The organism is Frigoribacterium sp. MEB024, from assembly GCF_000878135.1.
Classification (GTDB): Bacteria; Actinomycetota; Actinomycetes; order Actinomycetales; family Microbacteriaceae; genus Frigoribacterium.
The window spans coordinates 48,268-61,846 of record NZ_JXQZ01000041.1 but is presented as its reverse complement, the minus strand read 5'-3'; the positions used below and the strand labels follow the sequence as shown (position 1 = coordinate 61,846).

Genomic DNA, 13,579 nt, shown 5'->3' with positions numbered 1-13,579 from the left:
GACGGTCGAGTTCGGCTCGCGGACCTGCCGCTCGCCGTCGACCTCGAACCAGGCCTCGGCCTGCGTGCCGCCGGTCAGCACGGCCGTCGCGAGGGCCGCGGCCCAGACCGGGTCGGCCGTGCCGTCGTAGACCCACCGCGTGCCGAGCACCGAGTGCTCGGTCGTCCCGACGAGGTGCGCGTCCGCGCCGGGCAGGGGAGCGTCGCGGTACGTGAGGGGCACCTGCAGCTGCACGCCGTCGGCCGTCGCGACGATGATCGTCTCGACGCCGACCTCGCCCGCCGGGTCGTCGAAGCGGAAAGCGGCGACGCTGCGCAGGCCCTCGTCGTCGGCGCCCTCGGACCGGGGCGGGCCCTCGAACCACGGCTGGGTGGGCACCCAGGCGTCGAGCAGGTCGATCTTGGAGGGGCTCATGCCGGCCCGGTGCAGGTGTGCCATGCCGTCGATCGTAGGGCCGACCACCGTCACCGTCGATCCCCGCCACCCGCGCGACCCGACCCCGCCATGAGCGCGACCCGACCCCGCCAGTAACGCGACACCTGTCGTGCGTTCTCCAGCGGCCGGGCGTAGCCTGCGCCCCATGAAGGCACTCCAGTACACCCAGGTCGGTCAGCACCCCGAAGTCGTCGAGATCGAGAAGCCGTCGCCCGGCCCCGGGCAGGTGCTGCTCAAGGTCACGGCGGCGGGCGTCTGCCACTCCGACGAGTACGTCATGAGCCTCAGTGAAGAGGACTACACGGCGCAGGGCTACCCGCTGCCGCTCACCCTCGGGCACGAGGGAGCCGGCGTCGTGGCCGAGCTCGGCGAGGGGGTCGAGCACCTGCAGGTCGGTGACGCCGTCGCCGTCTACGGTCCGTGGGGCTGTGGCCGCTGCCACCAGTGCGCCCAGGGCAAGGAGAACTACTGCGTCAACGCCGCCGCCGAGGGCATCAAGCCTCCCGGGCTCGGCGCCCCCGGGTCGATGGCCGAGTACATGATCGTCGACGACCCCCGCCACCTCGTGCCGCTCGGCGACCTCGACCCGGTCGCGAACGTGTCCCTCACCGACGCCGGCCTCACGCCGTACCACGCGATCAAGACCTCGCTGCCGAAGCTCGGCGCCGGCACCTACGCCGTCGTCATCGGCACCGGAGGCCTCGGGCACGTCGGCATCCAGATCCTGCGGGCGCTCTCGGGTGCGCAGATCATCGCGCTCGACGTCACCGACGAGAAGCTCGAACTGGCCAAGCACGTCGGCGCGCACCACACGGTGATCAGCGACGAGCATGCAGCCGACGCCATCCGCGAGATCACCGGAGGCCTCGGCGTCCAGGCCGTCTTCGACTTCGTCGGGGCGGGGCCGACCATGGCCACGGCCGTCGCGGTCGCCGCGGCCGACGCCGACGTGACCATCGTCGGCATCGGCGGCGGGACCGTCGAGCTCGGCTTCGGCACGATCGGCTACGACGTCGCCGTGCGCATCCCCTACTGGGGCAGCCGCAGCGAGCTGATCGAGGTCCTCGACCTCGCCCGCGCCGGCCAGGTGGAGGTCGCCACACAGCGCTACTCGCTCGACGACGGCCCGAAGGCCTACGAGGCGCTCGCCGCGGGCACCGTCCGCGGCCGGGCCGTCATCGTCCCGTAGCGACCCACCCCAGGAGGCGCAGTGCCGGACTTCCGGCACCGCGCCTCCTGCGGTCCCCGGTACACGCACCCCGTCGACCCGACACCCCGGCGGAGGGGTCAAACTGGCAATCGACCTGCCCTTTCGACGCATCCCCCCGTGGAGGCGAGAAAGGTGAGATGGTTCAAACAAGCAGACATCCCGGTGGTTCCACCGGCCCTGCATGCAGATACCGTCCCCTGCCTGTGCCGCCTCTCGCGGCATCTCAAGTGCCTCCTCCCGACGGTCATCCCCCTGCATGCGTGCCGGGGTCGACGGCCCTCGCGCCCAGGAGCCGGGACACCAGCCGACGACCCACGGGTCGCCCGGAAGGACCGCGTCATGAAGACCATCGTCAAGGGCACCATCGCCACCGCCGCCGGCGTCACCCTGCTGCTCGGAGGCGCGGGCACGTTCGCGCTCTGGAACACCAGCGCCGAGACGGCCGGCGGGACCATCGTCTCGGGTGGGCTCGAGGTCGAACCGAGCGCCCGGGCCGCGACCTGGACCGTCAACGGAGGCGCACCGCAGGAGTCGATCGCCGGCTACCCGATCGTGCCGGGCGACGTGGTCGTCTACTCGCGCGACATGACCGTCACCGCCCACGGTGACGGCCTGAACGCCAGCTTCAGCCTCGACCCCTCGTCGATCGAGCCCAGCTCGGCCTCGGCGTCGGACGTCGCGCTCGCCGACTACCTCTCGTCGACCGCGCAGCTCACCGCCACGGGTGACGGCATCACGACGACCCCCACCGCCGTGACGGTCACCGGTCGGGACGGCCTCGAGGAGGACGTCACCGTCGCGGTCACGATCGAGTTCCCGAAGAGCACGACCGTCGGCTTCGAGAACGCCACCCAGCTCGGCTCGGTCGACCTCGGGGCCGTCGCCGTGACCCTCACCCAGATCTAGTGGGTGCCCGCGGCACGTGGCTCGTCGTGGGGGTCGTCGCGACCGTCGTGGTGGCCGTCGTGTCGCTCGGCGAGGTCGGCGGTTCGTCCGCCCGGCTGAGCGACTCGGCGAGCACGTCGGACGGACCGGTCGTCGTGACGTCGGGGTCGGCGTCGCTGACGCTCGGTGCGCTCGCCCTGCCGACCGACCCGCTCTACCCCGGCCTCACCCTGAGCGGTCCCGTCACCGCGACGAACACCGGCACGGTCGCCCTCACGCTCGGCGTGGCCGCGGCGACGGTGACGAGCGCCCGGGCCGACACCCGGTCCGTGCCCGCCCTCGTATTCGGGCTCGGCACGTCGTCCTCGGCGACCGACTGCCGCGCGGGAGGTGCCGTCCCCGTCTGGTCGGGCGCCGCGTCGGCTCCGACCCCGGCCGTGGCGTCGCCGACGAGCGTCGTCCTCGCCGCAGGGGAGTCCCGCATGCTCTGCGTCTCCGTCGGGATGGGTGACGACGGCCGGAGCACCTCGCAGGGCCTCGGCGATCTCGCCCTCGCCCTGAGACTCACCGGAACGCAGGTCTGACCGTGCCCACCGAAGCCACACCCCGCCGCCGGTCGCGTCGTGTTCCCCTGTGGGGCGCCGTCGTCACCGTCGCGGCACTCCTGATGGCGGTCGCCGTGCCGGCCGAGGCCACGTGGACGGCCCCCGTGCAGACCGCCTCGGCGACGACCTCAACGGGACGTCTGGCCGTCGCACTGACCGGCGTCGACACGCTGGCGGCGACGTACTCGTCGTCCGCCCTCTCGCACACGGCCACCGTCACCGTCGCCAACACCGGCACGGTGCCCGCACCGTGGAGTCTCGGGCTCACCGCCGCGAGCGGTTCGGGCCTCGACTCCACGACCCGCGTCGCCGTCTGGCCTGCGGCCTCGGGCCGCTGCGGCACCCGACCCGGCGACGCCTCGTCGGGGACGTGGGCGACGATCGACGCGCCCTCCGGCACCCTGCCGGCCGGCGCCTCCTCGTCCTGGTGCGTCCAGACGTCCATCGCCCAGGCCGACCGGTTCGGCTCGGCGGGTGGGTCGGCGACGATCACGGCCGCGCTCACGGCCCGGCTCGGTGCGTGGAGCAGCGCCGCCACTGCGACGTCCGTGCAGACCGTCGCCGACACCCTCACGCCCGGGGCGCCCACCAAGACCTCCGAGACGGACACGAGCATCTCGCTGACGTGGGCCGCACCGACGGATTCGTCCGCGGTGTCGCGCTACGGCATCTACCGCGAGGGCGTGCTCGTCGGCACCGTGCCCTCGTGGACGCGCAGCTTCACCGACACCGGGCTCGGGGTCTACCGGTACTACGCCTACGAGATCCGCGCGCTCGACGCGTCGAACCCCGCCCGCGCCTCCCCGGCGTCCCCCGCGGTGAAGCACTCCACCAGTTGGCTCGACGACGACTCGCTCTACGTCGTCAGGGACCTGGCGTCGGACCGGTGCGTCACGGTCGGGGGTTCGACCAGCGGCTCGCCGCTCTGGTCGAGCGGCTGCCGGGGCACCACGACGCAGCTGTGGCAGTTCGTCGCCGAGGGGCAGTACCTCAAGATCACGTCGCCCGTGGTCCCCGGGCTCTACTGGGACAGCGCGAGCGACCACCGCTCCGTGCTGCGCAGCGACAACGCGATCAGCGCCCAGCGGTGGACTGCCGTGCCGGTCGTCCCCGGGTCGGGTCACTTCCAGTTCCGCGACCGCAACTCGAATTGCCTGACCAGCACGGGGTCGGGCGTCACGACACAGATGCAGGTGTCGGCGTGCACGACGTCCGAGGCGCAGCTGTTCACGCTGGGGGCGTCGTCGTGACGCACGCTGCACCCCCGTCGGGGTCGCGGGCGTCGTCGGGGTCGCGCTCGCCGGTGCGGGCGTCGCTGCGGTCACGGTCGGGATCACCGTCGCGTGCGCGTGGCAGGACGGATCGGCAGGGACGGGGCCTCGGGTCGATGCTCGGGCAGGCCGTCGCGGTGGTCGTGCTCGTCGTCGTCGTCGCCGGAGGGCTGCTCGCCGTCGTCGTGCCGCGGTTGGTGGGCGGTGTGCCCCTGACGATCCTGACCGGGTCGATGGAGCCCTGGTTGCCGCCCGGCACGCTCGTCGTGGTGCGTCCGATCGACCCGGCCGACGTCCGGGTCGGCGACGTCGTGACCTACCAGATCCGCTCGGGGGTGCCCGGGGTCATCTCGCACCGTGTGGTGGGCATCACGGTCGGCGCCGAGGGGCGTACCTTCACGCTGAAGGGTGACGCCAACGCCGAGCCCGACCGCGACGCCGTGGTCGAGCGCCAGGTCATGGGCGAGGTCTGGTACTCGGTGCCGTGGCTCGGACGGCTCAACACGGGTGTCTCGGCGGGAGCCCGTGCGTGGCTCGTGCCGGCCGTGGGGGTCGGCCTGCTCGGCTACGCGGCGTTCCTCACCGGCCGCGGTCTGCTCCGCCGCCGCCGTGGTCGCGACGGCGGGCCGACGGCGCCGTAGCCCCGCGCGGGCCAGCCGCCCTCGACGCGGGAGCGGGGATGCCGTCGGGGACGCGGCCTCCGGGCCGGTGGCCCTCGTGTCCCCGATGCGACACCTGCAGGAGGCGCTGCTCGCGACACCGGGCACCTCGCGATCCCCGGTCTCCGCTTCGTGCCCGTCCGGAAGGCGGTCGTTCATCGGGACACTTCTTCGGGCCCGTTTCTGCCGGCTGATGTCAAGTGGCGCCTGGCCTGCGGATTCGCGTATGCCTGTCCCGCAAAAATGCCCGGTGATGGGGGTTTGAACGCTACAGTCGGCGGATGCTCATCGGATACGCGCGTGTGTCGACCTCTGGACAGGATCTCGCAGCACAACGTGACGGTCTTAAAGCACTCGGTGTTGACGATCAACACGTTCATGTTGACCACGGCTTGTCGGGCACGACTCGAGCGCGGCCCGGCCTCCGAGAAGCATTGGCTGCGTGCCGCACCGGCGATGTCCTGGTCGTCACGAAGCTCGACCGTCTCGCCCGGTCGCTGCGAGACGCCACCGACATCGCCGACGAGTTAACGAAGAAGGGCGTCGCCTTGAACCTCGGGGGAGCGGTCTACGACCCCACCGACCCCGTCGGCAGGCTCTTGTTCAACGTCCTCGGCATGGTGGCCGAGTTCGAGGCCGACCTCATCCGCGCCCGTACCCGTGAAGGGATGGCGATCGCCAAGGCCGCAGGCAAGCTCCGCGGCCGCAAACCGAAGCTGACCGCTTCGCAGGAGAAGCATCTCGTGCAGCTGCACCGCACCGGCGAGCACACCACAAGCGAGATCGCCGAGCTGTTCGGGGTCGCGCGTTCGACTGTCTACCGGGCAATTCAGCGCGCCGACCAGGCGCCACTTTGAGGGCTTGCGCCAGCTGCTTTTCTGAAGGAGGGCGACGAAGAAGATCGGGTCACGTACTCACGGCGGCCGCACTCTTCTTGCTGGCAGGGTTCACCCTGATAGCAGTGCGACGCCGACGGGCAGGCCACGACCATGAAGCCTGAGCAACCGGACAGCCCATCGCGACGGCGACGCATCTACGCAGGCGTTGCGGTGGGTTGCATCCTCAGCGTCGTCCTCGGGGCCGCCCTCGTTCGGGTAGCCCTGAACGCCCTGGACGCCAAGCCGTACGCCGGGGCGGCGACCGAGGACGCCTATCTCGTGGTCGCGATCGTCGCCCTTCTCATCTGGTGGGGAGGCACAGCGGCATGCATCGTCATCGGTCGCGTGCGTTTGCGCAGTTTGACCACGATCGGCACGCAGCGGAGCGCGCCTAAGGCGGACTCTCGCCCACCGACTTGAACTTGAATCTGTCTCGAACCTGATGGTTAACTGAAAACCAATCGAGGGGATGATGATGGAAGACACTGCTGCACGATCAGGGTGGACGCGGTTCTGGGAACGGGGTCGTTGGTGGAAGGCGCTGATCCTCGCCGTCGGCTACCTCGCCATCTACGAACCGGCATCGCTCCTCATGGCACCCTTCGTGCCATTCATCGGCGACGCTGGATCAGCCAGCTATGTCCTCGTCCTCATCGTCGTCCCGGTCCTGATCGGCAGCCTCATCCTGATCGGCTTCGGTGCCAGCCTCGGCTGGCTGCGAGGCCTCTTCGCACGGCAGGACGTCCCCGGCCGAGGCTGGATGTGGATCGCCATCGCCGTCGTGCTGCTCTTCAACGTGTTGCGCTTCGCGAGTATCGACTACGACGCTGCAGGCTTCGACTGGGTCGCCGCGTGGCTCTTGGCAGGACTGGTTATCGGCTTCTCCGAAGAAGTGCTGACTCGTGGATACGTGGTACGCATCATGCGCTCGGCCGGCCGTTCCGAGATCGCCGTCGGGCTCGTCTCCGCTGCGTTGTTCTCGTTACTGCACGCGACCAACCTCTTCACCGGTCAGCCCTTCATCTCCACCATGCTGCAGATGCTCTACACATTCTTCTTCGGCCTCTGCATGTACCTCGCCCTCCGGGTGACGGGAACAATTATCGCTCCGATCCTGCTTCACGCGAGCACCGACCCGAGCATCTTCATGCAGGGCACATACCCCCTGCAGGGCGGCCTTGGGTCCCTGGCTCAGCTTGGCAACATCGTGGTCGTCCTCGTCGGCGTCGTGCTGCTCGTCGTCTTCCTCGTGACGGAGCGCCGTGCGGCACATCACGGGCAGCAGGTGGTCTAGCGGTCTACCTCGGTCGATCACCGATGGTGATGTGCCCAGCGACCTCATCCCGAAAGACGACTGTGTTCGCCGCAGATACCGTCATCACCGGATGTGGAGAGCAAGAGCGTGCAGTCGATCGCAGTGGCGTCTGGATCAACCCGCCGCTCGACCTCCTCGGTGCCCGATAGACGATCCCTGGCCGCACCCTCTTTGTGCGCTTCCGTAGAACGTGCGTCGTCGCAATCCTTCAGTTGGTTATGGAGCGGGGATCGGTGCCGGCGAAGACGGTGGGGTAATTGTCGAGCCAGGTCCAGCGGCTCGAGGGCCAGCTGATGACGGCTGCTCGCCCAGCGACGTCGCTCAGGGGAACGAAGCCTTCCCCGGGTTTGTCACGGTTGTAGCGGGAATCTCTCGAGTTGTACCTGTTGTCGCCCATGACCCAGAGGGAGCCATCGGGGACCGTGACGGTGAAGTCATCACGGGAAGCGCGGGTTTCGTCGGGGAGAACGGTGATGTATGGCTCATCGAGGGGGACGCCGTTGACGCTCATGTGCCCGAAATCGTCGCAACAGGTCACGGTGTCTCCGGGCAGGCCAATGACGCGCTTGATGAGATATCCGGTGCCGTCATGGGGTGCCAACCCGATGGTGGAGAGCACTTTGTCAACTGGTCCCGTGGCAGGGGTTGCGGCTTCGAGAGGGCTGAGCCAGCCGCCGGGGTCTGCGAAGACGACGACGTCTCCGCGGTGCAGGGGCACAAGTCCTGGAACGAGTTCGTTGACAATCACGCGGTCGTTAATTTCGAGGGTGTGCTCCATCGACCCCGAGGGGATGTAGAAGGAGCGCACGAGGTAGGTCTTGACCAGGAAAGAGAGGACGAGGGCTGCGAGGAAGATGACGAGCACGTCACGCAGGAACCGCCAGATTGATCGCGGGCGTCGGCCGGCAGTGTTGAGGGCCGTTGGCATGGAGACAACGTACTGGGCGGAGCCCCCTCATTCGGTGCCCGATAGGCGATCGCCAACTTGTCTCGATGTGGCGGCACCGCAGGCCGCACGGCTGTAAGTCGTAGGCGCGCTACCGTGACCCCATGGCACGTCCATCTCGCCCCACTCGGTGGGCGTTAGTTCTCAGTGGCTTGACCGTCGCAGCACTCGTCGTCTGCGCTATCGCAACCGTCAGGGCCGGGTGGTTCACACCGGTCTTTCCCTGGCCAGTGCCTGAGGGGACGGAGATCGTCCAGACGAAGCAGCAGTTCGAGTCGGCGCTCAATGCGCAGCGTGTGGGACGGGTAGCCGCGGTTGCAGCGGTCGTCTCGGCTCTTGGCGTGGCTGTCGTTACGTTCGTTCGTCGAAAAGCCCGGCGCGCCCGATAGCTGATCGTCTGGCGGGCCCAGGGGGCCTCACCCAGAAGCTAAGAGAGGATGTTCCGAACAGACGCCAGGCTTTGTCCGCTCGCAATCGCGATGGCTCCTTCCGAGACTCCCGCGTTTGCCGCCTCGCGGATCAGGGCGACCCAGCTCGGCGGGAAGCTCGCCGCCGGATTCTTCCTGCGGCGTAAATCCTCTGTTGCTGAGGCCAGTCATGCCAAGGCGTCGTCGGCAGCGATATTTACAGCAGGAGCAGTGCCCTCGCCTCCAAAGGTGAAGGACCAGTCGGGTGACGCGGGTAGGTCGTGTGCGTCGATGGTTCGCTCCAATGCCAGAAATTGCGAGACGACTTCCAACCTCGAGTGTGTCAGGCGCGTGTCCCGAGAGGGGATCGCGCACTGAGACGGGGGGTCAGTGAGTAGTGGTGTCGGTCTCGGGAGAGCGGGCTAATCGCCCTATAGGCGGTTAGCTATCGGGCGGCGGTGGTCGATCGTCCACCTGGCTGTGTGCCAGGTGGAGTTCTGCAGGAACGAATGCTTATGGTCGTTGGATAGAGGGCGTCTCTTTTCCGGGGTTGAGTCGTTATGCGGGAAAGGTAACGCCGGTGAGTTCCTCGGACACGGACCACAGGTGGCGCTGTGTCGTCAGGTCGTATGAGGCGGCGCTGGATGTAACCAACTGCGGGTGTCCTCGGGTCTCGCGTATGCGGTCGGGGCCGTAGTACTGGCCGCCGAGCACGCTTGGATCAGTTGCGGCACGCAGTGTGGGGAGTGCGCCTCCAGCAGCGCTTTGGGCAAGCAAAGGCTTGACGGCGGCCGACGCGATCCGCGCGAGAGCAGGCAAGTTCTGGGTCAACTCGGTGGAAGCGTTGCCTGGGTGCGCGGCGACGGCCATAGTGCTGCCGTACGCCGTGAGGCGGCGCTGCAGCTCGTAGGTGAACATCAAGTTGGCCAGCTTGGCCTGGCCATAGGCGGCAACCCGGTCGTAGCTGCGGTCCCACTGCAGGTCGTCGAAGTAGATAGCCGCGCGAATGCGGTGACCGTAGCTGCTCACCGTCACGACTCGAGAGCCCGGCACAGGCAGGAGGTGATCGAGCAGCAGCCCGGTCAGCGCGAAGTGACCGAGGTGGTTCACGCCGAACTGCAGGTCGAAACCGTCGGCTGTCTTCTGCTGAGGCGTGTACATCACGCCGGCGTTGTTGATCAGCAGGTCAATCCGCGGGTGCGCCGACCTGAGATCTGTGGCCGCTGCGCGCACGGATTCCAGTGAACCCAGGTCCAGGTTCTGCACGGAGACTTTGGCATTGGGCACATGGGAGGCGATTCTCGACGCGGCCTCCTTGCCCTTGGTGGTGTCGCGGACAGCGAGCACCACGGCCGCGCCATGATCCGCGAGGGCGAGGGCGGTCTCAAAGCCGAGTCCACTACTGCCTCCGGTGATCACAGCGACGCGCCCGTCCTGGCGTGGGATGTCGTTCAAAGTCCATGGCGTGGTCATGTGGCAGCTCCAATGTTTCGTGGTCAACGTCTGGCAAATGCCACTGTAGGGCACATGTGCCACTGAGTGCCACCTATGCCCGTTGCCTTGTAAGCTGGCACATGTGAGCGAGTCCACTCCTATCCCGGTGCGTGAAAGAGCTCGACGAGCCATGCAAACCGAGTTGGCGATGCTGGCCCAGGATCTGTTCGCGGTTAGGGGATACGAGCAGACAACAATCGATGACCTGGTCTCGGCTGCCGGCATCTCCAGGCGAACGTTCTTTCGCTACTTCACCTCGAAAGAGGACGTCATGCTGGGCAAGTACGACGCGTGGTCGCAGATGCTCGCCCAGGCACTCGGTGCACGGCCCGTCGACGAGCCGGTGTGGGAATCGCTACGGCGGGCATTCGACGTCGTCGTCGAGCACTTCGAGGACGAGACACTCGCTGAACGCGCCCTCGCGATCGAAAAGATCATCCATGACAACCCGGCTCTGAGTGCGGGCGAGCTCGCGCGTATCTCGCGGGTCCAGGGCGATCTCGCCGAAATCGTACGGATGCGCCTGGGCCGTTTAGCGGTCACCGACCCGCGCCCGACGGTGATCGCCGGCGCGGCCCTGACCTGCGTGATCGCCGCGAAGGATGTATGGATCACCACGGACCGTGGCCGATCCTTTGGAAGGCTGCTCGACGAGGCCATGGGCGCAATTAAACCCGTCTGATCTCACCCATACGGGGCAGGACTAGTGAGTTCCCAGCGAGCTGGCTCTCGCGATGAGGGCCGAGATTCGCCGTACCCACGCAATCAAGCGCCACACCAAAACCCTGTCCCGCCCACTCGACTGCGAGCCGAGCGTGTTGGTTTGCCGGTTGCGAGGAACGCCCTTGAATGCCAATTGTCTGCGCGAGGGTTCCACCGATCAGAGGCCCTGCGATGGTGCCGGCCATGATGGCGGAGGAGAGGGTGCCCAGCGCCCAAGCGGAGCGGCCTTTAGGGGTCTGAGCGGCGACGAGGATGGTTGGTCCGGAGGCGTAGCCGCCGAGGAGGCCGACCAGCAGCCGCAGCAGTACGAGTTGAGTGACGTCTTGGGCGACCCCGATGAGCGACATCGCGATCGCCATGACGAGGCTCGCGCGGATCAGCATCGGTTTCCGGCCGAAGTGGTCCCCGAGATAACCCCACAGCGGTGCTGTCAAGGCCGCGGTCAGAAACGTCGCGGCGTAGGCGATGCCGGACCAGAGAGTTACCGCGGCCGGATCCCCAACGCCAAGGTCTCGGACGTAGAGAGGAAGGATCGGCAGAATCAGGGTCATGCCAATGATCGTCGTGAACGAGCCAAGCGCGCACACGAGGAGATTCCGCCGGACCACTGCTCGACGTCGGTCAGCGCAGGAGCCAGAACGGCAGCGACGCGACCAATGCGCCGAGCAGGATCAACACGACCGCGACGAAGGGGGACGCCTTCACCTCGCCGGTACCGAATCGGGCGGTGACACGCATGAGCAGCGCACGCGTCCGACGGCGCGCGAGGCTTCCCACCAAGAGCAATACGAGGCACGGGACGCAGTAGACCACCGCGTACCCGGCGAGGACGAGCAGGCCCTCCGCTGGCGTGACCTGCGCGTCTAGGAGGCGCTCGATCGCAATGAAGTACGGGAACGCATTCGGTAGGTCGGCCCCGGTTAGCAGCGCCCCGAACGGGAGCGCAGTCCAGGGTGTGAACCACGATGGCAACCCGATCGGCTTCCTGGGTCGCGTGTGGAAGCGTCGTATCCCGGAGCGGACCAGGACGACGCCCGCGGCGGCGAAGGCGACGTAGCGGATACCCTGCACAATCCCGTCGACGGCACCAGCTGCCGCGCCCGCGCCGAGGAAGAGCGCGGCGCCGACCGCGAACACGGTGAGTGCCGCCCCAAGCACCGTGACGAGTGCCATCAGCGCGGGACGCCGCGGGGCGGCGAGAAGGATCAAGGTCACCGCGACGATCGTGGCCGGGTTCAGCGAGTCAAGCGCAGCGAGGCCCGCGATCGCCAGCAGCAGCTGCGCGGTCACCGCCCGCCCCTCCCACCCGCGGGCAAGAGAGAACCGAGGAGAGCGTCGAGCTCCGCGGCCGTGGGTGCCGGCTCGATGCCGGCGATGACGTTGGCGAACAAGCCGTCGCCGACAAGCCGGATCACCCGTGCGCGGCCGGCGTCACCCACCTCGTCGCGGATCATCGCCTCCCATCGGGCTATGGCCTCCTGGGATGCAGTCGCCACCGCATCACCCGGCGCCTCGACCGCCCGGTGCGCAATGGCCATCGCTCGGAAGACCGCGACGTCCTCCCCCGTGGGGACCGACATGCGCAACCAGGTCTCCGCCGCACTCCCCTCGCCCGCCGCTGCGGTCATGGCCGTGTCGACCTCCTCGAGCGCTGCCATCGCCAGCCCCTGCACCAGCGCCGCACGCGTCGGGAAGTGGTGCACCAACCCGCCCTTGGATACGCCCGCCGCGGCGGCGGTCTCGTTTAACGACGGAATGACCCCGCGTGCGAGCGCGAGCTCGCGGGCGGCGGCAAGGACGAGTGCGCGGCGATCCATGACCACACCATAACAGGCAAACCGACCGGCCGGTCGGTTTGTGAACAGACAGAACGCGGCAGAAGCGTCTCGATAGCCGATCGCTGGCCGGCACATCGGCGCCGGTGCTGGGCAGACGCACTAGCGTCTGAGCATGTGCGCTGACTCGCTGTCGATCACCGTCGCATCGGTGTCCTCCGCGGAGGGACTGTGGTGCGCGCTTACGGACGAGCGCGACTCCTGGTGGCCTGAGCTGGTGCTGACTCCCGAGGTCGGCTCGGTCGTGCGCGAGACCTGGACCGAGGGCGGCCGCGAGCACTTCGCTGACGGTCGCGTGACGGAAGCAGTACCGCCGAGGCGGCTGGCCTTCGTGTGGCAGCAGCCGGAATGGCCGTCGCCACTTATGGTCCGCTTCGACATCCGTAGTGACGGCGAGCGGAGCACGGTCACGCTGACGGAACGAGGTTTTGGGCAGCTCGTAGATGGCGACGGACTTCGAGCCGCACACGAGGAGGGGTGGAACTACCATCTCGCAAACCTGCTCAGGGCGGCGTCCCGATAGACGATCCTCTACCGAGGAACCACCTCGATCTCTGCGTCGGGTGTCGGCGGGACGGACAGCGCCCAGGCGTTCATCGACTCAAGCACGGGCCGGAGCCCCTGCCCCGTCGGGGTGAGCTCGTAGACGACGCGCGGCGGGATCTCGGAGTACGCCGTCCTGGTGACGAGGCCCGACGTCTCGAACTTCCGGAGGCGGTTGGTGAGGGTGTGCGCACTGATGCCGGGCAGCGCCTCCTTTAGCTCGGTGAAACGAGCCGGGCCCTCGAGGAGCTCTCGCACGATGAGCGTTGCCCAGGGGCCGTCGAGCAGTGTCAGGAACTTCGCGATGCCGCACTCGGGCCAGATCTCCCCACAGAAAGCCATGAACATGGACAGTACGCCATTGGTGCAGTTG

The 13,579-nt window shown here is 68.1% G+C and carries 16 protein-coding genes and 1 pseudogene; 10 read left to right on the top strand and 7 right to left on the bottom strand.

The annotated features are described in order from the left end of the window. Positions 1-438: pseudogene (locus tag SZ60_RS10145) on the bottom strand (hypothetical protein); the annotation flags it as partial. Positions 439-580: 142 nt separating this feature from the next. Between SZ60_RS10145 and SZ60_RS10140 the strand changes: the two are divergent. From SZ60_RS10140 to SZ60_RS10105, 8 genes are all read left to right on the top strand, one after another. Further along, a complete protein-coding gene (locus tag SZ60_RS10140; protein ID WP_043595622.1) occupies positions 581-1,624 on the top strand; it encodes an NAD(P)-dependent alcohol dehydrogenase in 1,044 nt (347 codons plus the stop codon). A 360-nt stretch (positions 1,625-1,984) separates the two neighbouring features. Continuing rightward, on the top strand, positions 1,985-2,551 hold the full coding sequence (locus tag SZ60_RS10135; RefSeq protein WP_043595620.1) for an alternate-type signal peptide domain-containing protein: 567 nt from the start codon (positions 1,985-1,987) through the stop codon (positions 2,549-2,551). Further along, on the top strand, positions 2,551-3,114 hold the full coding sequence (locus SZ60_RS16520; protein WP_052505309.1) for a hypothetical protein: 564 nt from the start codon (positions 2,551-2,553) through the stop codon (positions 3,112-3,114). Before SZ60_RS10135 ends, SZ60_RS16520 begins: the two co-directional genes overlap by 1 nt. A 2-nt stretch (positions 3,115-3,116) precedes the next feature. After that, a complete protein-coding gene (locus SZ60_RS10125) occupies positions 3,117-4,385 on the top strand; it encodes a hypothetical protein (protein WP_043595619.1) in 1,269 nt (422 codons plus the stop codon). 137 nt (positions 4,386-4,522) lie between these two features. Next, the gene (locus SZ60_RS10120; protein WP_043595617.1) at positions 4,523-5,047 is read left to right on the top strand and encodes a signal peptidase I; all 525 of its coding nucleotides are present in this window, start codon (positions 4,523-4,525) and stop codon (positions 5,045-5,047) included. A gap of 299 nt (positions 5,048-5,346) precedes the next feature. Next, positions 5,347-5,922, top strand: coding sequence for a recombinase family protein (locus tag SZ60_RS10115; RefSeq protein ID WP_043595616.1), 576 nt, complete (start codon positions 5,347-5,349; stop codon positions 5,920-5,922). Positions 5,923-6,054: 132 nt separating this feature from the next. Then, positions 6,055-6,363, top strand: a complete 309-nt coding sequence (locus tag SZ60_RS10110; RefSeq protein ID WP_156155572.1) for a hypothetical protein — start codon at positions 6,055-6,057, stop codon at positions 6,361-6,363. Positions 6,364-6,412: 49 nt separating this feature from the next. Next, positions 6,413-7,237 carry a CPBP family intramembrane glutamic endopeptidase gene (locus SZ60_RS10105; RefSeq protein WP_228497539.1) on the top strand — a complete coding sequence of 275 codons (825 nt, stop codon included), beginning with the start codon at positions 6,413-6,415 and terminating at the stop codon, positions 7,235-7,237. A 229-nt stretch (positions 7,238-7,466) separates the two neighbouring features. Here SZ60_RS10105 and lepB read toward each other — a convergent pair whose 3' ends face one another. Next, on the bottom strand, positions 7,467-8,186 hold the full coding sequence (gene lepB, locus SZ60_RS10100; RefSeq protein WP_043595612.1) for a signal peptidase I: 720 nt from the start codon (positions 8,184-8,186) through the stop codon (positions 7,467-7,469). Between the two features lie 983 nt (positions 8,187-9,169). Further along, positions 9,170-10,084 carry an SDR family NAD(P)-dependent oxidoreductase gene (locus SZ60_RS10095; RefSeq protein WP_043595611.1) on the bottom strand — a complete coding sequence of 305 codons (915 nt, stop codon included), beginning with the start codon at positions 10,082-10,084 and terminating at the stop codon, positions 9,170-9,172. 151 nt (positions 10,085-10,235) lie between these two features. On the opposite strand from SZ60_RS10095, the gene SZ60_RS10090 reads away from it, so the two are divergent. Further along, positions 10,236-10,787 carry a TetR family transcriptional regulator gene (locus SZ60_RS10090; protein ID WP_043595609.1) on the top strand — a complete coding sequence of 184 codons (552 nt, stop codon included), beginning with the start codon at positions 10,236-10,238 and terminating at the stop codon, positions 10,785-10,787. Here SZ60_RS10090 and SZ60_RS10085 read toward each other — a convergent pair. Genes SZ60_RS10085 through SZ60_RS10075 form a run of 3 tightly spaced genes read right to left on the bottom strand, consistent with a single transcriptional unit; the run spans position 10,774 to position 12,645 of the window. Next, the gene (locus SZ60_RS10085; RefSeq protein WP_255349709.1) at positions 10,774-11,415 is read right to left on the bottom strand and encodes an MFS transporter; all 642 of its coding nucleotides are present in this window, start codon (positions 11,413-11,415) and stop codon (positions 10,774-10,776) included. The two genes, SZ60_RS10090 and SZ60_RS10085, sit on opposite strands and share 14 nt — an antisense overlap. Before the next feature lie 34 nt (positions 11,416-11,449). After that, complete coding sequence (locus SZ60_RS10080; protein WP_043595608.1) at positions 11,450-12,118, bottom strand: GAP family protein; 669 nt, start codon at positions 12,116-12,118, stop codon at positions 11,450-11,452. Next, positions 12,115-12,645 carry a TetR/AcrR family transcriptional regulator gene (locus SZ60_RS10075; RefSeq protein ID WP_157485535.1) on the bottom strand — a complete coding sequence of 177 codons (531 nt, stop codon included), beginning with the start codon at positions 12,643-12,645 and terminating at the stop codon, positions 12,115-12,117. Before SZ60_RS10075 ends, SZ60_RS10080 begins: the two co-directional genes overlap by 4 nt. 133 nt (positions 12,646-12,778) lie before the next feature. Here SZ60_RS10075 and SZ60_RS10070 point away from each other — a divergent pair, with 133 nt between their 5' ends. Further along, positions 12,779-13,186 carry an SRPBCC domain-containing protein gene (locus SZ60_RS10070; RefSeq protein ID WP_052505308.1) on the top strand — a complete coding sequence of 136 codons (408 nt, stop codon included), beginning with the start codon at positions 12,779-12,781 and terminating at the stop codon, positions 13,184-13,186. A gap of 8 nt (positions 13,187-13,194) precedes the next feature. Here the strand turns inward: SZ60_RS10070 and SZ60_RS10065 are convergent, their stop codons facing one another. Next, complete coding sequence (locus tag SZ60_RS10065; RefSeq protein WP_043595645.1) at positions 13,195-13,548, bottom strand: helix-turn-helix domain-containing protein; 354 nt, start codon at positions 13,546-13,548, stop codon at positions 13,195-13,197. Positions 13,549-13,579: the final 31 nt, after the last annotated feature.